A 17,507-nucleotide genomic window follows, 5' to 3' on the forward strand; every position below is an offset into this window, starting at 1 on the left:
AAGCCGTCGCCCGCGATGGCCCCGCCCCGGCGGGGCCATCGTCACGCCCGGCCCTCACCCGAGCAGGCTTAACGCCCGGCAGAGGCGCCCTTAACCCGCCGCTCCCTAGCGTCCCGGCCATGGACAGCACACTGAACCTCAGCGCCCTCGGTGCCCACCTGGGCCTCGACCTGGCCGCCGTCACGGTCCTGACCTTCGGCGTCTTCTATCCGCGGCACCGCAGGCGCGAGCTGGTCCCGGCGTATCTCGCCCTGAACGTCGCGCTGTTCGCCGTGGTCGCCGGGCTCGGGACCGTCGGCGGTGACGGTGGGCTCGCCCTCGGCTTCGGGCTCTTCGGGGTGCTCTCGATCGTGCGGCTGCGCTCCGACGCGCTCCAGCACCAGGAGGTCGCGTACTACTTCATCACCCTCGTGCTCGGCCTGCTCTGCGGACTTCCCGCGCTCAGCCTGCCGGTGGCGGCGCTGCTCTCCGGCGTGCTGCTCGTGGTGATGTACGGCGCCGACCACCCGCGGCTCTTCGCGCGCGACCGGCGCGCGGTCGTCACGCTCGACGCCGTGTACCGCGAGGAGGGCGCGCTCCGGGCCGAGCTGGCGCGGCGCCTCGGGGAGCCGCTGGGATGGACCGTCCAGGAGGTGGATTACGTACGCGACCTCACGGTCCTGGAAGTCCGCTTCCGCCAGCCGGAACCTTCGGTGCGGCGCGGGGAGTTGACGATACGACGACGCACGACCCGGTCCCGCACGATCGCCCCCAGCCACCCGAAGGAGACCGTGTGAACCCCGCCGTACGCGCCATCGGCCGCGCCGCGCTCGCCGCACACCCCATCGCCCTGGACGAGGTGAACGCGCGCGCGGAGCTGCTCGCCCGCTACGACAACAGCTATCTCGTGCCCGTGGAGATCTTCGAGGACCTCGCCGCGCTGCTGACCGACCCGCGCAGGGCCCACGGACCCTTCCGGGCGCTGAGCATCGGCGGGAAGCGCTGGTTCCGGTACCACTCGACGTACTACGACACCCCTGAGCTGGGCACCTTCCACGATCACCGGCAGGGCCGGCGGCTGCGCTACCGTATCCGTGAGCGCGTCTACCAGGACAGTGGCGAGCGCCAGTTCGAGATCAAGCTGAAGAGCGGGCGCGGCGAGACCGTCAAGCACCGGCAGCGGCTCGAAGGCGACGACCACGCCCTGGACGAGGCGCGGCGGGGCTTCCTCGCCGGTGTGCTGCGGGGGGCGTACGGCATCGAGGCCCCGGAGGGCCTCACCGCCTCGCTCGTGACCGACTACCAGCGGGCGACCTTCGTGGCCGACGGACAGCGCGTCACGTGCGACGCGGGTCTGGTCGTGCGGGACACCGCGACGGGGCGGACGGCCGCCGCCGACAGCGGGCTCGTCCTCGTCGAGACCAAGACCAAGGGGCATCTGACCGAGGCCGACCGGGTGCTGCACCGTTTCGGGGTGCGCGCCGCCGAGTTCACCAAGTACTGCGGGGGGTACGCGGCGGTCCGGCCCGAGCTGGGGATCAACCGCTGGGCGCGGGCGGTGCGGACGGCGTTCCCCCGGGGGGTACGAGCGGGAACGTGAGCGTGACACGCGCCCCTTCGGGTGTGCTCGCCGTCTCGAAGCGGCCGCCGGCCTCCTCGGCGGTACGCCGGGCGATGTCCAGGCCGAGCCCCGTGGAACCGGCGCCGCTCGTGCCGCGCCCGGGCGCCGTCGCGCCGGGAAAGCCGGGACCCTCGTCCGTGACGGTCAGCTCCGCCCCACGGCCCGGGGCCGGGGCCGTGCCGACCTCGATGGAGAACGCCGTGCCCTGAGGCGTGTGGTCCAGGACGTTCCCTATCAACGCGTCGAGTGCCGCGACGAGTTCGTCCTCGGGCACGGGGACCAGAACCTCATGAGCGGGCGTCGTGGTGCTGGTGGCGCGGTTCTGATCCTCCGCCAACGGCTTCCAGAACGCCGCGCGTTCGCGCGCCACCGCCGCCAGATCCGCGCGCGGCGCCTCGCGCAGAGGCCGCCTCGCCTTGCGGATCACGTCGTCGACGCTGTGCTCCAGCGCGGTGACGTCCGCCGCGATGCGGTGGGCCTCGTCCGGGTCCCGCAGGGTCTCCGCGTCCAGGCGCAGGGCGGCCAGCGGGGTGCGCAGCCGGTGGGCGAGGTCGGCGGCGTTCTCCCGCTCGGCCGCGAGCAGGGTGTCGATGCGGGCCGCGAGACGGTTCAGCTCGCCGGCGACCAGGCGCAGTTCGGGCGGGCCCTCCGGGGTCGCCCGAGCCGTCAGATCACCGGCGGCCAGGCGGTCAGCGGTGCGGGCGAGGCGACGGGTCGCCCCGACGAGCCGTGCCCCCAGGCGGTCGGCCAGGAGCAGACCGAGGAGTACGAGACCCACGCCGATGCCGGCCAGGACGAGCCAGGAAGCGAGCGTGCCCGCGTACAACTGGTGTTCGGTGAGCGTCACTTGGACGACGGCCGTGCCGTTCTGCGCGCCCTGCACCGGCACCAGGACCAGGCGGCCGCCGGACTCGGGCTCGTAGGTGAAGGCGCGGCCGGTACGGGCGAGACGGACCGGGGCGGTCACGGACCCCTGCCCGCCGCGGGACCCGGTGGCCGCCCGCACGCGCGGCCCGATGACCGTGCCGTCCGCGAGAATCAGCGAAGTGGCGGGCAGCCCCTTGCCGTTGACGCTCTCCACAGTCTGTTCAGCACTCTCCCGCTCGCCCGCGGTGGCCAGGGCGGGACCGAGGGCGTGGGCCACCCACTGGGCCCGCGCGGTCGCCTCGGCCGTGGCGCGGTCGGCCGCGTGGGTACGGGTGAGGAGGGTGAGGGGGACGAGGAGGGCGGTGAGGACCAGGGCGGTGGTGGCCGCGGTCAGCAGGAGCAGGCTGCGGCGCATCAGCCCGTGCCTTCGGGCTGCTCCGGTGCCGTGAGCTTGACGCCCACCGTGCGGACCGTGTGGAGGTAGCGCGGGTGCTGTGCCGTCTCGCCGAGTTTGCGGCGCAGCCAGGAGAGGTGGACGTCCACGGTCTTGTCGGCCCCGCCCAGGGGCTGCTGCCAGACCTCGGCGAGGAGTTCGCGGCGGGATACGACCTGTCCGGGGCGGCGGGCGAGATGGGCGAGGAGGTCGAACTCGCGGGGCGTCAGGTCGATGGGCGTGCCGTCCAGGGTGACCTCGCGGGACACCGGGTCGACGCGGAGCCCGCCGACGCGCAGCGGTTCCTCGGTCTCCGTCACGCCGAGACGCCGCAGGACGGCCTTGACGCGGGCGTCCAGCTGGGCCGCTCCGAAAGGCTTGACGATGTAGTCGTCCGCCCCGGCCTCCAGGACCGTGACCATCTCCGGTTCGTCGTCGCGGGCGGTGGCCACGATGACGGGGACGTCGCTGACCGCGCGCAGCATCCGCAGCACCTGCGCCCCGTCGACGTCCGGCAGCCCCAGATCGAGGACGACCAGGTCGGGGCGGCTGGTGACGGCCGCGTCGAGACCCGCCATGCCGCTGGGCGCGGTCGCCACCGCGTGCCCCTTGTCGCGCAGGGCCCGCACCAGGGCGCCGCGGAGCTGGGGGTCGTCCTCGACGACGAGAAGGTGCGCCATACAACCACCGTAGTCAGGGGCATTGGCCGGGGTTTAACCGGGCGTTAGGAAACGATGCGGCACAGTGGCGGGATGAGGGAAGCGGCGGGATGAGGAAGTGGCGGAGCGCCGCGGTGACGGCGGCGTGGGTGGCCGTCGGTACGGCGGCGGGGGCGCTGGGCGCCTGGCAGCTGGCCGGTTCGGACAGCGGGGGCGGCGCGGCGCACAGCCGTCCGCTGGACGAGGCGGCGGTGCGCGAGGCGCTGGCCAGGGCCTCGCGCAGGGGCCGCCGCCCGCACGGAAGCCGTCCGGCACGCCTCCGTCCCGCCCGAGGGCGACCCCCTCGCCCGAACGCTCCACGGTCCGCTTCACCGGCGGCGCGGCGACGGCGGAGTGCCGCCCGGACGGCACCGTCAGGCTCGTCTCCTGGAGTCCGGCGGACGGCTTCCACATCGACGACGACGTGGAGCGGGGCCCGGCGGCGGTCGCCCGCCTGGAGGCGGAGCCGGGTGACGACGACGAGCGGGAAGACCTCGTATACGAGATCCGCTGCACGGAGCAAGGCCCCCGAGCGAGGGTGACCCCGGACCGGGACGAGGACTGACCCCAGCGGCCCCCCACCTGCGGCCCGCCCCCCCATTGCGCGAGCTACCACGGCCGGCCGGCAGATCCCAGCTGAGGGCCCCCGGGCCTCGGCCCGACACGCTGAGGCCCCCGGCCAGACACTGTGTCGGGTTCCGCCCCCGACGCCCGACAAGACGCCCATACCCCGTCCACTCCGTGGACACTTACCCTCGGCCGCATGACCCCTCAGCCGAACCCGCAGCTCGGCGCCGCCGTGAAGGCCGCGGACCGCGCACATGTCTTCCACTCCTGGTCCGCACAGGAGCTGATCGACCCGCCTGCCGTCGCCGGTGCCGAAGGCTCGTACTTCTGGGACTACGACGGCAACCGCTACCTCGACTTCACCAGCGGCCTCGTCTTCACCAACATCGGATACCAGCACCCGAAGGTCGTCGCCGCGATACAGGCGCAGGCGGCGACGATGACGACGTTCGCGCCCGCCTTCGCCGTGGAGGCCCGCTCGGAGGCCGCACGCCTCATCGCCGAGCGGACCCCCGGCGACCTGGACAAGATCTTCTTCACCAACGCCGGCGCCGACGCCGTCGAGCACGCCGTCCGCATGGCCCGTCTGCACACGGGCCGTACGAAGGTCCTCTCCGCGTACCGCTCGTACCACGGCGGCACCCAGCAGGCGATCAACCTCACCGGCGACCCGCGCCGCTGGGCCTCCGACAGCGGCTCGGCGGGCGTCGTCCGCTTCTGGGCGCCGTTCCTGTACCGCTCGCGCTTCTACGCGGAGAACGAGCGGCAGGAGTGCGAGCGGGCCCTCCAGCACCTGGAGGACACGATCGTCTTCGAGGGCCCGCAGACCGTCGCCGCGATCATCCTGGAGACGATCCCCGGCACCGCGGGCATCATGACGCCGCCGCCCGGCTACCTCGCGGGCGTCCGCGAGATCTGCGACCGGTACGGCATCGTCTTCATCCTCGACGAGGTCATGGCGGGCTTCGGGCGCACCGGCAAGTGGTTCGCCGTGGACCACTTCGAGGGCGTCGTACCGGACCTGATGACCTTCGCCAAGGGCGTGAACTCCGGTTACGTCCCCCTGGGCGGCGTAGCGATCTCCGGCGCCGTCGCCGAGACCTTCGCACGGCGCCCCTACCCGGGCGGACTCACGTACTCCGGCCACCCGCTGGCCTGCGCCGCCGCCGTCGCGACGATCAACGTCATGGAGGACGAGGGCGTCGTCGAGAACGCGGCCCGCCTGGGCGCGGACGTGATCGGCCCCGGTCTTGCCGACCTCGCCGAGCGGCACCCGAGCGTGGGCGAGGTACGGGGCCTCGGCATGTTCTGGGCGCTGGAGCTGGTGAGGAACAGGGAGACGCGGGAGCCGCTGGTGCCGTACAACGCCACGGGCGAGGCGAACGCCCCGATGGCGGCGTTCGGCGCCGCGGCGAAGAAGCACGGCCTGTGGCCGTTCATCAACATGAACCGCACGCACGTGGTGCCGCCGTGCACCCTCACGGAGGCGGAGGCGAAGGAGGGCCTCGCGGCGCTGGACGCGGCCCTCACCGAGGCCGACGCCCACGTCGCCTGACCCCGCCCCTCCCAGGAGGCCCCGGCCCCGGCTCCCCCCTCGGGGGCCGGGGCCTCCCCCTTGCGCCGGCCGGAACTCACCGCGGCGCGGAACCCCCGCCGCCGCCCCCGCGGGGAAACACCGCCCAGGCCCCCAAACCCCCCACCGCGTAGTCTGACGTGCCCGCGCCCCTCCACAGGGCCCAGCAAGACGACCGCCCAAGGCGACCACGCCAGACTCCGTGGGAGAACCCAGATGCCCGGCACCGACGGCCCCGCCGTCATCCGCAGCACTCTGCGCCAGCAGATCGCCGACGCCCTCCGCGACGAGGTCCTCGCGGGCCGGCTGGAGCCGGGCCAGGAGTTCACCGTGAAGGAGATCGCCGACCAGTACGGCGTCTCCGCGACCCCCGTCCGCGAGGCCCTGGTGAACCTCACCGCCCAGGGCCTCCTGGACGCCGACCAGCACCGGGGCTTCCGCGTCCACGAGCACACGCTGGCCGACTACCGCGGCATGCTGGAGGCCCGCGGCCTGATCGCGGACGGCATCTTCCGCGACCTCGCCCGCACCGCGGACACCCGCGACGACATGTCCGACGCCCTGCTCTCCGTACGCCGCAGGGGCGAGGAGGCGGCCCGCGCGGCCTGCGCGGGCGACCTGAACGTCCTGATCGGCTACGACCTCCGCTTCTGGCGCGAGCTGAGCGCCCTCTTCGGCAACCCCTACCTCTCCGACTTCCTGCACCGCCTGCGCGTGAAGTCCTGGGTCTGCGCGGTCACGCACCTGCGCCGCTGGAGCGAGCAAGGCGGCGGCGACCTGCGCGGCGCCCTCTGGTCACGGCACACCGAACTGGTGGACGCCCTCGTGTGCCGCGACCCGGCCGCCGCCCACGCGATCGTCGTGGAGTACAACGCGCACTCCCTGTCCCTCATAGAGCGGCTGGCCACCGCATGAGCACGGACCAGACGTCCTCCGAACCGCACACCGGCACCCCGGAACTCACCGTCGTCATCCCCGCCTACAACGAGGAACGCCGCCTGGCCCCCACCCTGAAGGCGATCCAGGAGCACCTGGACTCGGCGGACGGCCACGCGGACTCCGGAGCCCGAAGCGCGTGGGAGCTGATCGTCGTGGACGACGGCTCCACCGACCGCACCGCGGAGATCGCCGCGGCGGCCTGTGCCGCCGACCCCCGCATCCACCTCGTCCGAAGCGAACGCAACCGGGGCAAGGGCCACGCCCTGCGCCAGGGCGTCCTCGCCTCCTACGGCCGCCGCGTCCTGATCACCGACGCCGACCTCGCCGCGCCCATAGCGGAGCTGGACCACCTCGACAAGGCGCTCGCCGACGGCCACACGGCCGCGATCGGCTCCCGCGCCCGCCCCGGCGCGACCATCGGCGCCCACCAGCACCGGCTGCGCGAGCTGCTCGGCCGTACCGGCAACTTCCTCATACGCTCGGTCGCCGTCCCCGGAATCCGCGACACCCAGTGCGGCTTCAAGCTCTTCGACGGCGACCGTGCACGCGAGGCCTTCGCCGCGTCCCGGCTGCGCGGCTGGGGGATAGACGTCGAGATACTCCAGTACTTCCGCCGGGCGGGCTGGCCGGTGGCCGAGGTCCCCGTGCGCTGGTCGCACCAGGAGGGCTCGAAGGTCAGGCCGCTGGACTACGTCAGGGTCCTCGCCGAACTGACCGCCCTCAAGGCCCGCGCGATCCGCCGCGCCGACGTCCTCGTCGCGCTCCTCTTCCTGGTCCTGTCGGTCACCCTCTACGCCCAGCGCTGGATATCCCCCGCGTCCCGCTACATCCCCGACTCCATGCAGGACCAGAACCAGTGGGAGTGGTTCTTCGCGGTGACGGCCGACAACGTCCGCCACTTCGACAACCCCCTGTTCACCACCCTCCAGAACTTCCCCGACGGTGTGAACCTCATGGCCAACACGGTCATGCTCGGCCTCTCCGTCCCCCTTGCCCCCGTGACCTGGCTCCTCGGCCCCGCGGTCGCCCTGAACGTGGCGATGACCGGCGGCCTGGCCGCCACCGCCGTCGCCTGGTACTGGCTGATCGTCAGACGCCTGACCGCACACCGGGGCGCCGCCGCCGTCGGCGCGGCCCTCGCCGCCTTCGCGCCGCCGATGATCAGCCACGCCAACGCCCACCCGAACTTCATCGTCCTGTTCATGATCCCGCTGATCATCGACAGGGCGCTGCGGCTCTGCGAGGGCACCCGCGTCGTACGCGACGGAGTCGTCCTCGGCCTCCTCACGACGTACCAGATCTTCCTCGGCGAGGAACCGCTGCTGCTCGCGGCCCTCGGCATGCTGCTCTTCGCCCTCGCCTACGCGCTCGCGCGCAGGGACGTGGCCAGGGCGTCCTGGCGCCCCCTCGCCCGCGGCATCGGCATCGCCCTCGCGGTCGCGCTCCCCCTCGTCGCCTACCCCCTGTACTGGCAGTTCTTCGGCCCGCAGAGCTACAAGAGCGTGCTCCACGGCGACCAGGCGGGCAACAGCCCGCTCGCGTTCATCTCCTTCGCCGAGCGCTCGCTCGCGGGCGCCGGGGACACCTCCGACGCCCTCGCCCTGAACCGCACCGAGCAGAACGCCTTCTACGGCTGGCCGCTCACCGCCCTGGCCTTCGCGATCGTCGTACGACTGTGGGAGCGCGCGGTGGTCAAGGCGCTCGCCTTCACGGTGCTCGCGGCGGCGCTGCTCTCGCTCGGCCCTGAGTTCCGCATCCCGCTCACGGACATCGTCCTGCCCGGACCGTGGGCCCTGATCCGCCACCGGCCGCTCTTCGAGTCGGTCATCGAGGGACGCGTGGCGATGGTGTGCGCCCCCGCGCTCGGCATGCTCCTCGCCCTGGCCCTCGCCCGTCTGCTGACCCGCCGCGAGACCGGCCGTCGCGGGGCCACCCGGTACGCGGGCCTCGCGGCCGTCGCCCTCGCCCTGCTGCCGATCGTGCCCGTGCCGCTCGACGCCGTGGACCGGGCCGAGGTGCCGCCGTTCATCGCGCGGGGCACCTGGCGTACGTACCTGGGCCCGGACGAGACCCTCGTGCCGATCCCGGTGCCCGACGCCGCCCACGCGGAGGCCCTGCACTGGCAGACCGTCGCCGGCCTCGGCTTCCGCTTCCCCGGCGGCTACTTCAACGGCCCCTGGGGCCCGGACCGCGTCGGCATCTACGGCCCCTCGCCCCGCAACACCTCGAACCTCCTGCGCCGCGTCAGCGAATCGGGCCGCGTCCCGGAGATCACCCCCGCCTGGCGCGAGGCGGCCCGCGTGGACCTGGAGTTCTGGAAGGCGGGCGTCCTCGTCCTGCCCCCGCAGCCGCACGAGGCGGCACTGCGGAACACCGTGGACGCGCTCGTCGGACGCCGGGCGCGGTGGGTCGACGGCGTGTGGGTATGGGACCTGTACGAAGGCGGCGGCGACCGGGGTGCGCACGGGGGCAGCTAGCGGACCCGGGTCGCGACTACGCTGCCTGCACGCGAGGCAACGCACAGCTACACAGCACGGCTACACAGCTACACAGCACAGCTACTCAGCACGGCACAGCTGCACAGCGCTAAGCACGTACCGTCCACCTGACCCTGACCCGAGGAGTCTTCTTGGCCTGCGACCTGTGGCTGGTCCCGCTCGTCGACGTGTTGTGCCACAGCCCCGACAACCCCTTCGCGGAAGAGATCGCCGCCTACGACAAGGCGCTGCACGAGGCGGGGTTCCCGCCCGTCCCCGTCTTCTCCTACATGCCGGGCCTGTCCGGTGACGTCGCCCCGGTCGCGGGCTTCGACTACGACGCGCTGCACTTCCTGCGCCGCGCCTACCTCCTGCGGATCTGCGGCCTGGAGGTCACGCCGGTGGACGAACTGGGCGGCGACTACGAGCAGTTGCTGGAGATGTTCGACGCCACGGCCCAGCACTCGCACCTGGTCTGGCACTACGACCACGCGGGCGCGTACGTGCCCGTGGACTTCCCGGCGCCGCTGTCCAACGACGAACTCCTCGCGGGCGGCGGCCCGTTGGGTTCGTCCCAGGCGCTCCTGCGTGAGCTGGAGTTCGTCGCCCCGTCTCTCGGCATCGACCCCGCGAACCCACCGCTGGCCCCGACCCCGCCCGCGGCCCCCACGTCCCTGGAGGAACCGGCGGCCCCCGCCCCTTGGGACGAGAGCCCCTTCGCCAGGGAGCGCCACGTCTGGCTGGGCCTGCACGCGGCGACAACGAGAAGCCTCGCCCAAGGCTCAATGATCATCTACAGCTGATACCAGAGCCCTGGCGCGGTGAATCAGAGGCCCGCACGGAGACCACAAGCCCGCACGGAAGATCTCAGGCCCGTCCGGCGTTTGAGGACGAACCAGGCGAAGCCGGTGACAAGCACCGCCCAAAGCAGCCGGTGACTACCTGGGCTCGGGCGGCCGCTGCCGGGGCATGTTCGGCCGTGCCCCCGGCGGCAGCGGGAACCGCCCGGGCGGAGAGGGGGCCTCCCGGGCGGCCCCGGGCACCATCGCCTGCATGACCAGCGGCACAGGGCCCGCCCGGAACTCCACCATCCAGTCCGACGTCTCCGCCCGCACCAGCTCCGTCACGTCCTCGGAGAACCTCCGCAGCACCCCGAGGCACCGGTCCGCCGCCTCCCCCGCGGTCCCCTCCGTCGGCCCGAGGACCTCCCGCACGCTCTCCGACGCCCAGTCGAACTGCAACGCCTGGAGCCGCCGCTGCACGGCCTGCGCGGTCGCCACGTCCCGCATCCACCCGGACGTCAGCCCGAAGAACCGGTCGCACCCCACGCACGCCACCCCGACGAGCAGCGAGACGAACCCCCACGTGGCCACGCCCTGCGCCGCCCCGGCCAGATCGAGCAGCGGCAGCACCCCGGCGCCCACGCCGCCCAGCGCGGTGCCGGTCCGCAGCAGCCGCGCCCCGCGCCGCTTCCAGCCGCGGTCCGTGAGATACCACTCGGCGGTGTCGAGGGCGCCCCGCTCCACCCAGCGGTACAGCTCGTCGAGCCGCGCGGCGGGCTCGCCCCAGTCGCCGAGCGGGAAGGCCCGCCCGGTCAGGTCCCCGACACGCTGCCCGCCCGCACCGGTACCGGCACCCGCCCCCGCACCCTGCCCCTCGGGGGGCACCCCCTCGGGCTGCATCTCCGGCTGGCTCACCCGGCACTCCTCTACGAGATCCCTGACTGTTCCCTGCGGGGCTGTTCCCTGCGGCGGCGCAACGTTTCCGGCCGATGCGGTGGCACAAGTCCTACCGCCCAATGGGTGGCCCTGAGCGCCGTTTCACGGCTTTTCCGCCCGGAAGAGGTGCTTGATCAGGTATAGGAGGACGGCCGACCTCACTCGAAAGAGTGCTGGGGCGACGGCACCCCTGACCACGTAGGCTCGTTTCAGGCGGAGACACCGCCTCATGGACCCGTAGGAAAGGGAGCTGATCGTGATCCCCGGTGGTGGCCAGCCCAACATGCAGCAGCTGCTCCAGCAGGCCCAGAAGATGCAGCAGGACCTCGCGACCGCGCAGGAGGAGCTGGCGCGGACCGAGGTGGACGGCCAGGCGGGCGGCGGCCTCGTCAAGGCGACGGTCACCGGCTCCGGTGAGCTGCGCGCCCTGGTGATCGACCCGAAGGCCGTGGACCCGGAGGACACCGAGACGCTGGCGGACCTGGTGGTCGCGGCGGTCCAGGCGGCGAACGAGAACGCGCAGACGCTCCAGCAGCAGAAGCTCGGCCCGCTGGCCCAGGGCCTGGGCGGCGGAGGCATGCCGGGCCTTCCCTTCTAAGAAACCCCCCGGCCAACTACCGTACGTAGAGAGTCGGCAACCTCCTGGGGACCTCGGGGTCCGCGGGATCTTCCGGAAAGGCGTTCCGTTGTACGAAGGCGTGGTTCAGGACCTCATCGACGAGTTGGGCAGGCTGCCCGGCGTCGGTCCCAAGAGCGCGCAGCGGATCGCCTTCCACATCCTCCAGGCGGAGCCCACGGACGTGCGCCGGCTCGCGCACGCCCTCCTTGAGGTGAAGGACAAGGTCCGCTTCTGCGCGACCTGCGGGAACGTCGCGCAGGAAGAGCTGTGCAACATCTGCCGCGACCCGCGCCGCGACCTCTCGGTCATCTGCGTGGTCGAGGAGCCGAAGGACGTCGTGGCGATCGAGCGGACCCGCGAGTTCCGCGGGAAGTACCACGTCCTCGGCGGGGCGATCAGCCCGATCGAGGGCGTGGGCCCCGACGACCTGCGGATACGGGAACTCCTGGCGAGGCTCGCGGACGGCACCGTCACGGAACTGATCCTGGCGACGGACCCGAACCTGGAGGGCGAGGCCACGGCGACGTACCTCGCACGCATGATCAAGCCCATGGGCCTGAAGGTCACCCGCCTGGCCAGCGGACTCCCTGTCGGGGGAGATCTGGAATACGCGGACGAGGTCACCCTGGGCCGCGCTTTCGAGGGGAGACGACTCCTAGATGTCTGACGCCACGCTGAACACCGTGACCGACAATCCGGACGACTTCGCGGTGCAGATCTCCGACCAGATCGAGAGCTTCATCGTCTCGGTCAGGGAGGTCGCGAAGGGCGACGAACCGGATTCGGCCGTTCCCTTCCTCCTCCTGGAGGTCTCCCAGCTCCTCCTGGCCGGCGGCCGCCTGGGCGCGCACGAGGACATCGTCCCCGAGGAGCGGTACGAACCCGACCTCGGCCCCGAGCAGGACGTCGACGACCTGCGGGAGCGCCTCGCGCTGCTCCTGGACCCCATCGACGTCTACTCCGAGGTCTTCGACCCGTACGAGCCCCGCAAGGCCCCCGTGCCCGCCCGGATCTCGGACGACCTGGCGGACGTCGTCGCGGACCTCTCCCACGGTCTGGCCCACTACCGCGCGGGCCGCACGACCGAGGCCCTGTGGTGGTGGCAGTTCTCGTACTTCTCGAACTGGGGCTCCACCGCGTCGGCCACCCTGCGCGCCCTCCAGTCCCTGGTGGCCCACGTCCGCCTGAACCAGCCCCTGGAGGACCTCGACGGCCTGGACACGGACGAGGACCTCGCCGAGGAGGCGCTCGCCGAGGAGGCGGGCCGGGTGATGGCGGAGGAGATCGCGGGCCCGCTGGGCCTGCACACGGTGAAGCCGGTGCAGTAGGCCCCGTCCGGCGGCCACCGCTTCCCCGCGCGCCCCTTGTGACCCGCCCCACTTTCCGGAGTGCAGCGCTCCACAGCGGGCATGTGCCAAGCCGAGCGATCGGAACGTACGACCCGACCAGCGGGAACGTACGCCCGCGGTGATCAGCTGGTGAGCGGGACATCTCACCATGTGACAGCCGCGAGGCGAATTTCGGTCGCTCGTTAAACTGAGCCGACCGCACAACGGATTGAGCGAGGAGCGCACGTGGGCCTTGTCGTGCAGAAGTACGGAGGCTCCTCCGTAGCCGATGCCGAGGGCATCAAGCGGGTCGCCAAGAGAATCGTCGACGCCAAGAAGAACGGCCATCAGGTCGTTGTCGTGGTGTCGGCGATGGGCGACACGACGGATGAGTTGATCGATCTTGCCGGGCAGGTATCCCCGATCCCTGCCGGGCGCGAATTCGACATGCTGCTGACCGCCGGAGAGCGGATCTCCATGGCGCTGCTCGCCATGGCGATCAAAAACCTGGGCCACGAGGCCCAGTCGTTCACCGGCAGCCAGGCCGGCGTCATCACCGACTCCGTCCACAACAAGGCGCGGATCATCGATGTCACCCCCGGGCGCATCAGGACCTCGATCGACGAGGGCAACATCGCCATCGTCGCCGGGTTCCAGGGCGTCAGCCAGGAGGGCAAGAACATCACCACGCTGGGCCGTGGCGGGTCGGACACGACCGCCGTCGCCCTCGCCGCCGCCCTCGACGCCGAGGTCTGCGAGATCTACACGGACGTGGACGGTGTCTTCACCGCCGACCCGCGTGTGGTCAAGAAGGCGCGGAAGATCGACTGGATCTCGTTCGAGGACATGCTGGAGCTGGCCAGCTCCGGGTCCAAGGTGCTCCTCCACCGCTGTGTGGAGTACGCACGCCGTTACAACATCCCGATCCACGTCCGCTCGTCCTTCAGCGGGCTCCAGGGCACGTGGGTCAGCAACAGCAACGAATCGCAAGGGGACCGCAAGGTGGAGCAGGCCATCATCTCCGGTGTCGCGCACGACACCTCCGAGGCCAAGATCACGGTCGTCGGCGTGCCGGACAAGCCGGGCGAGGCCGCCTCGATCTTCCGCGCCATCGCGGACGCCGAGGTCAACATCGACATGGTCGTGCAGAACGTGTCGGCCGCCTCGACGGGCCTGACCGACATCTCCTTCACCCTCCCCAAGGCCGAGGGCCGCAAGGCCATCGACGCCCTGGAGAAGACGCGCTCGGCGATCGGCTTCGACTCCCTGCGCTACGACGACCAGATCGCGAAGATCTCCCTCGTCGGCGCCGGCATGAAGACCAACCCCGGAGTCACGGCGACCTTCTTCGAGGCGCTCAGCGACGCGGGCGTGAACATCGAGCTGATCTCGACCTCCGAGATCCGCATCTCGGTCGTCACGCGCGCCGATGACGTCAACGAAGCCGTGCGCGCCGTGCACACCGCCTTCGGCCTGGACTCCGACACGGACGAGGCCGTGGTCTATGGAGGCACCGGCCGATGAGCCGAAAGCCGACGCTCGCGGTCGTCGGAGCGACCGGGGCCGTCGGCACGGTCATGCTCCAGATCCTGTCGCAGCACGCCGACATCTGGGGCGAGATCCGACTCGTCGCCTCACCGCGCTCGGCCGGCCGCAAGCTGACCGTGCGCGGTGAGCAGGTCGAGGTCCTCGCGCTCTCCGAGGACGTCTTCGACGGGGTCGACGTCGCGATGTTCGACGTGCCCGACGAGGTGGCCGCCCAGTGGGCGCCGCTCGCCGCGGCCAAGGGCGTCGTCGTGGTCGACAACTCCGCGGCCTTCCGGATGGACCCGGACGTCCCCCTCGTCGTCCCCGAGGTCAATCCGCACGCCGCGCGCGTGCGCCCGCGCGGCATCGTCGCCAACCCCAACTGCACCACCCTGTCGATGATCGTCGCCGTCGGCGCGCTGCACGCCGAGTTCGGGCTGCGCGAGCTGATCGTCTCCTCGTACCAGGCCGTGAGCGGGGCCGGCCGCGACGGCGTGGAGACGCTGCGGCGCCAGCTGAAGCTCGTGGCGGGCTCCGAGCTGGGCACGAGCCCCGGGGACGTACGCCGGGCCGTCGGCGACGACACGGGGCCCTTCCCGGAGCCCGTGGCGCTGAACGTCGTGCCGTGGGCCGGGTCGCTGCGGGAGGACGGCTGGTCGTCGGAGGAGATGAAGGTCCGCGACGAGTCGCGCAAGATCCTCGGCCTGCCGGGGCTGCGCGTCGCCGCCACCTGCGTACGCGTCCCCGTGATCACGACGCACTCCCTGACCGTCCACGCCCGCTTCGAGGACGAGGTCACCGTCGACCGCGCGCGCGAGATCCTCGCCACCGCGCCGGGGGTCGTGCTGTTCGACAACCCGGCCGCGGGGGAGTTCCCGACCCCCGCCGACGTGGTCGGCACCGACCCGACCTGGGTGGGCCGCGTGCGGCGCGCGCTGGACGACCCGACCGCCCTGGAACTCTTCGTGTGCGGGGACAACCTGCGCAAGGGGGCCGCCCTGAACACCGCGCAGATCGCGGAACTGGTGGCCAAGGAGTTCACGGCGGGCTGAGGCCCGCGGTGATATGCCCCCCCGGGGCGCGGCGATATGCCGCCCCAGGGCCGAGGCCTCTGTGAGGTCTGTGTAAGTTCTGTGTCCAACTCGGTGGCCCAGGGCGCTTGAACTGGATCATCTCCGCGTTCGAAGATTCCCGTCCGACCACTGCAACCGGCAGCCGGACGCGGGGCGTCTTTAGCGGTCGCCCTCCGGGGTGGCCTGAGCGCCGTAAAAATGGGGCATAGGGGAAGAGCTGGTACGCATGGGGGCATTTGATGCATCGTCACGAGCGGTGCCCGCGCGACGCGCCGCAAACGCGATGCCGGATGCGTACAACCCTGACGGGGGGAAGCGTGTCCAACAGGCGTGGCAGAGGTACTCGACTTCACAGCGGTACAGGCGAGAGGCGCGGCAGCGCTGCGTCCCCCTCGTCGTACCCGCGCGGCCGGCGGCATGCCGGTGATCGCGCCCATGCCCGCAGCGCGGGCCGCCTCTCTTCCGGCGCAGCGCGAGGGCGCTGACGACACGATGACCGCCGGCACCACTGTCGACCACCTCACCGAGACCTACCGCGCCCACTACCGGTCGCTGCTCGGCCTCGCCGCGCTGCTCCTGGACGACACGGCGTCCTGCGAGGACGTGGTGCAGGAGGCGTTCATCCGGGTCCACTCCGCGCGCAAGCGGGTGCGGGACCCGGAGAAGACGCTCGCCTATCTGCGGCAGACCGTGGTGAACCTCTCACGGTCCGCCCTGCGGCGGCGCATCCTCGGGCTGAAGCTGCTCTCCAAGCCGATGCCGGACATGGCGAGCGCCGAGGAGGGGGCCTATGACCAGCTGGAGCGCGACGAGCTGATCAAGGCGATGAAGGGCCTCCAGCGACGCCAGCGCGAGGTCCTCGTGCTGCGCTACTTCGCCGATATGACCGAGGCGCAGGTCGCCGAGACCCTGGGCATATCCCTGGGCTCGGTGAAGGCGTACGGCTCGCGCGGCATCGCGGCCCTGAGGGTCGCCATGGAGGCGCCGGCATGAGTGAGCGCAAGCGTGATGAGCAGGGCGGACTTGAGCAGCATGGCGGGAACGGAAACGTGAACCACGGCCCCGAGGACGAACCCGGCGAGCTGGGCTCCGACGAGCTGGCGCTCCGGCGCATGATGCGGCGGGCCGTCGAGGAGATCGAGCCGAGCGAGCGCTCCCTCGAACACCTGCGGCACGCGGTCCCCGCCCGCAGGGCCCGCAAGCGCCAGGCCGTCGTCGGCCTCGCCGCCGCGGCCCTCTTCATCGGCACGGCGGTCCCCGCCCTGGTGCACGTCACCAACTCCCGGGGCGGCTCGGACGACCGCCCCTCGATCGCGGGCAACAGCCAGGAGGCGCAGGGCGGCTCCGGTCAGGGCAAGGGCCCCGACTCCGGTCGGAAGGACGCCGACCGCAAGCCCGGCAAGTCCAAGGAGAAGGGCAAGAAGGACAAGAAGGGCAAGAAGGACGGCAAGGGCAAGGGCGGCACGGGCGGCGGCGGTACGGGATCACCCGACCCCGGCGCCTCCGAAGCCGCCACCTCGCCCGCCTGCTCCGCGGCCCAGCTCAGCGCCACGGGCACCGCGGGCCCGGCGGACGCCGACAACAAGGTGTACGGCAGCTTCCGCGTCACCAACGTCTCCGGCAGCAGCTGCACGGTCGAGGCCGCGGGCGCGGTCAGCACCACGGCGCAGGGCGCGGCCGACCCCGCGAAGATCACGGTGGTGGACCACACGGCGGGCGACGCCGCGGGCGCCCTGCCCGATCCCTCGCTGGAGGCGAGCCCCCTCGTCCTGCAACCCGGCACGGCCTACGAGGTGCGCTTCGCCTGGGTGCCCTCGGAGACGTGCCCCACGGACGGCGGCAACGAACCCACCCCCAACCCCACACCCACCGACAGCGGCGGCGGCACCACGGAGGGCGGCACGACCGACGGCACGGCACCCCAGCTGGAGCGGACGGACGGCGGAGTGGCCGACGGCAGCGTCGTCATCTCCCTGACCGCGGAGTCGGGCGCCCCCTCGGCGGCGACGACGGTCTCCAACGCGTGCGCGGGCACGATCTACCGCACCGGCATCCTGCCCGCGTCCTAGGCCCTTAGGGTCCCAGGTC

17 protein-coding genes are annotated in these 17,507 nt (G+C 72.1%); 14 read left to right on the forward strand and 3 right to left on the reverse strand.

Annotated features, from left to right (window positions below; all coding sequences use genetic code 11):
- Nucleotides 1-119 precede the first annotated feature (119 nt).
- Nucleotides 120-776, forward strand: coding sequence for a DUF4956 domain-containing protein (locus CP975_RS18600; RefSeq protein ID WP_055527404.1), 657 nt, complete (start codon nt 120-122; stop codon nt 774-776).
- Nucleotides 773-1,579, forward strand: a complete 807-nt coding sequence (locus tag CP975_RS18605) for a VTC domain-containing protein (RefSeq protein ID WP_055527405.1) — start codon at nt 773-775, stop codon at nt 1,577-1,579. Before CP975_RS18600 ends, CP975_RS18605 begins: the two co-directional genes overlap by 4 nt.
- Here the strand turns inward: CP975_RS18605 and CP975_RS18610 are convergent.
- Nucleotides 1,518-2,882, reverse strand: a complete 1,365-nt coding sequence (locus CP975_RS18610) for a sensor histidine kinase (RefSeq protein ID WP_055527407.1) — start codon at nt 2,880-2,882, stop codon at nt 1,518-1,520. The two genes, CP975_RS18605 and CP975_RS18610, sit on opposite strands and share 62 nt — an antisense overlap.
- Nucleotides 2,882-3,580: a response regulator transcription factor gene (locus CP975_RS18615; RefSeq protein WP_055527410.1), complete on the reverse strand. Its 699-nt coding sequence runs from the start codon at nt 3,578-3,580 to the stop codon at nt 2,882-2,884. The genes CP975_RS18610 and CP975_RS18615 overlap by 1 nt, the downstream gene beginning before the upstream one ends.
- Before the next feature lie 97 nt (nt 3,581-3,677).
- Here CP975_RS18615 and CP975_RS18620 point away from each other — a divergent pair, with 97 nt between their 5' ends.
- The 5 genes from CP975_RS18620 to CP975_RS18640 all read left to right on the forward strand — a co-directional run bounded on the left by CP975_RS18620 (nt 3,678) and on the right by CP975_RS18640 (nt 9,957).
- Nucleotides 3,678-4,163: a hypothetical protein gene (locus tag CP975_RS18620; RefSeq protein ID WP_150477130.1), complete on the forward strand. Its 486-nt coding sequence runs from the start codon at nt 3,678-3,680 to the stop codon at nt 4,161-4,163.
- 198 nt (nt 4,164-4,361) lie between these two features.
- Entirely contained in the window at nt 4,362-5,720 is a 1,359-nt protein-coding gene (locus CP975_RS18625; protein ID WP_150477131.1) for an aspartate aminotransferase family protein, read from the forward strand.
- A 234-nt stretch (nt 5,721-5,954) separates the two neighbouring features.
- Nucleotides 5,955-6,653, forward strand: a complete 699-nt coding sequence (locus CP975_RS18630; protein WP_055536344.1) for a GntR family transcriptional regulator — start codon at nt 5,955-5,957, stop codon at nt 6,651-6,653.
- The gene (locus tag CP975_RS18635; protein ID WP_055536345.1) at nt 6,650-9,154 is read left to right on the forward strand and encodes a dolichyl-phosphate beta-glucosyltransferase; all 2,505 of its coding nucleotides are present in this window, start codon (nt 6,650-6,652) and stop codon (nt 9,152-9,154) included. Before CP975_RS18630 ends, CP975_RS18635 begins: the two co-directional genes overlap by 4 nt.
- Before the next feature lie 152 nt (nt 9,155-9,306).
- On the forward strand, nt 9,307-9,957 hold the full coding sequence (locus CP975_RS18640; protein WP_150477132.1) for a hypothetical protein: 651 nt from the start codon (nt 9,307-9,309) through the stop codon (nt 9,955-9,957).
- A 135-nt stretch (nt 9,958-10,092) separates the two neighbouring features.
- Here CP975_RS18640 and CP975_RS18645 read toward each other — a convergent pair whose 3' ends face one another.
- Nucleotides 10,093-10,851, reverse strand: coding sequence for an SLATT domain-containing protein (locus CP975_RS18645; RefSeq protein ID WP_055534968.1), 759 nt, complete (start codon nt 10,849-10,851; stop codon nt 10,093-10,095).
- A gap of 277 nt (nt 10,852-11,128) precedes the next feature.
- Between CP975_RS18645 and CP975_RS18650 the strand changes: the two genes are divergently transcribed.
- The 7 genes from CP975_RS18650 (at nt 11,129) to CP975_RS18680 (ending at nt 17,488) form a co-directional block, all read left to right on the forward strand.
- The gene (locus CP975_RS18650) at nt 11,129-11,470 is read left to right on the forward strand and encodes a YbaB/EbfC family nucleoid-associated protein (protein ID WP_055534966.1); all 342 of its coding nucleotides are present in this window, start codon (nt 11,129-11,131) and stop codon (nt 11,468-11,470) included.
- Between the two features lie 88 nt (nt 11,471-11,558).
- On the forward strand, nt 11,559-12,158 hold the full coding sequence (recR, locus tag CP975_RS18655; protein WP_030781910.1) for a recombination mediator RecR: 600 nt from the start codon (nt 11,559-11,561) through the stop codon (nt 12,156-12,158).
- Nucleotides 12,151-12,819: a DUF5063 domain-containing protein gene (locus tag CP975_RS18660; RefSeq protein WP_030781913.1), complete on the forward strand. Its 669-nt coding sequence runs from the start codon at nt 12,151-12,153 to the stop codon at nt 12,817-12,819. The genes recR and CP975_RS18660 overlap by 8 nt, the downstream gene beginning before the upstream one ends.
- Before the next feature lie 246 nt (nt 12,820-13,065).
- The gene (locus CP975_RS18665) at nt 13,066-14,343 is read left to right on the forward strand and encodes an aspartate kinase (protein ID WP_030781916.1); all 1,278 of its coding nucleotides are present in this window, start codon (nt 13,066-13,068) and stop codon (nt 14,341-14,343) included.
- Nucleotides 14,340-15,398 (forward strand): aspartate-semialdehyde dehydrogenase, encoded by a 1,059-nt coding sequence (locus CP975_RS18670; RefSeq protein WP_055534964.1) that lies wholly within the window; start codon nt 14,340-14,342, stop codon nt 15,396-15,398. Before CP975_RS18665 ends, CP975_RS18670 begins: the two co-directional genes overlap by 4 nt.
- A 438-nt stretch (nt 15,399-15,836) precedes the next feature.
- Nucleotides 15,837-16,412, forward strand: coding sequence for a SigE family RNA polymerase sigma factor (locus tag CP975_RS18675; protein ID WP_030781922.1), 576 nt, complete (start codon nt 15,837-15,839; stop codon nt 16,410-16,412).
- On the forward strand, nt 16,409-17,488 hold the full coding sequence (locus tag CP975_RS18680; protein WP_246201550.1) for a hypothetical protein: 1,080 nt from the start codon (nt 16,409-16,411) through the stop codon (nt 17,486-17,488). The genes CP975_RS18675 and CP975_RS18680 overlap by 4 nt, the downstream gene beginning before the upstream one ends.
- Nucleotides 17,489-17,507 lie beyond the last annotated feature (19 nt).

This window comes from Streptomyces alboniger (assembly GCF_008704395.1).
Lineage (GTDB): Bacteria > Actinomycetota > Actinomycetes > Streptomycetales > Streptomycetaceae > Streptomyces > Streptomyces alboniger.

Excerpts from the sequence above, each read along its gene's own strand:
- CP975_RS18680 (WP_246201550.1), top strand. The coding sequence starts at position 16,409 with ATGAGTGAGCGCAAGCGTGATGAGCAGGGCGGACTTGAGCAGCATGGC.
- CP975_RS18610 (WP_055527407.1), bottom strand. The coding sequence starts at position 2,882 with ATGCGCCGCAGCCTGCTCCTGCTGACCGCGGCCACCACCGCCCTGGTC.
- CP975_RS18615 (WP_055527410.1), bottom strand. The coding sequence starts at position 3,580 with ATGGCGCACCTTCTCGTCGTCGAGGACGACCCCCAGCTCCGCGGCGCC.
- CP975_RS18670 (WP_055534964.1), top strand. The coding sequence starts at position 14,340 with ATGAGCCGAAAGCCGACGCTCGCGGTCGTCGGAGCGACCGGGGCCGTC.
- CP975_RS18630 (WP_055536344.1), top strand. The coding sequence starts at position 5,955 with ATGCCCGGCACCGACGGCCCCGCCGTCATCCGCAGCACTCTGCGCCAG.
- CP975_RS18675 (WP_030781922.1), top strand. The coding sequence starts at position 15,837 with ATGCCGGTGATCGCGCCCATGCCCGCAGCGCGGGCCGCCTCTCTTCCG.
- CP975_RS18625 (WP_150477131.1), top strand. The coding sequence starts at position 4,362 with ATGACCCCTCAGCCGAACCCGCAGCTCGGCGCCGCCGTGAAGGCCGCG.
- CP975_RS18635 (WP_055536345.1), top strand. The coding sequence starts at position 6,650 with ATGAGCACGGACCAGACGTCCTCCGAACCGCACACCGGCACCCCGGAA.
- CP975_RS18660 (WP_030781913.1), top strand. The coding sequence starts at position 12,151 with ATGTCTGACGCCACGCTGAACACCGTGACCGACAATCCGGACGACTTC.
- CP975_RS18600 (WP_055527404.1), top strand. The coding sequence starts at position 120 with ATGGACAGCACACTGAACCTCAGCGCCCTCGGTGCCCACCTGGGCCTC.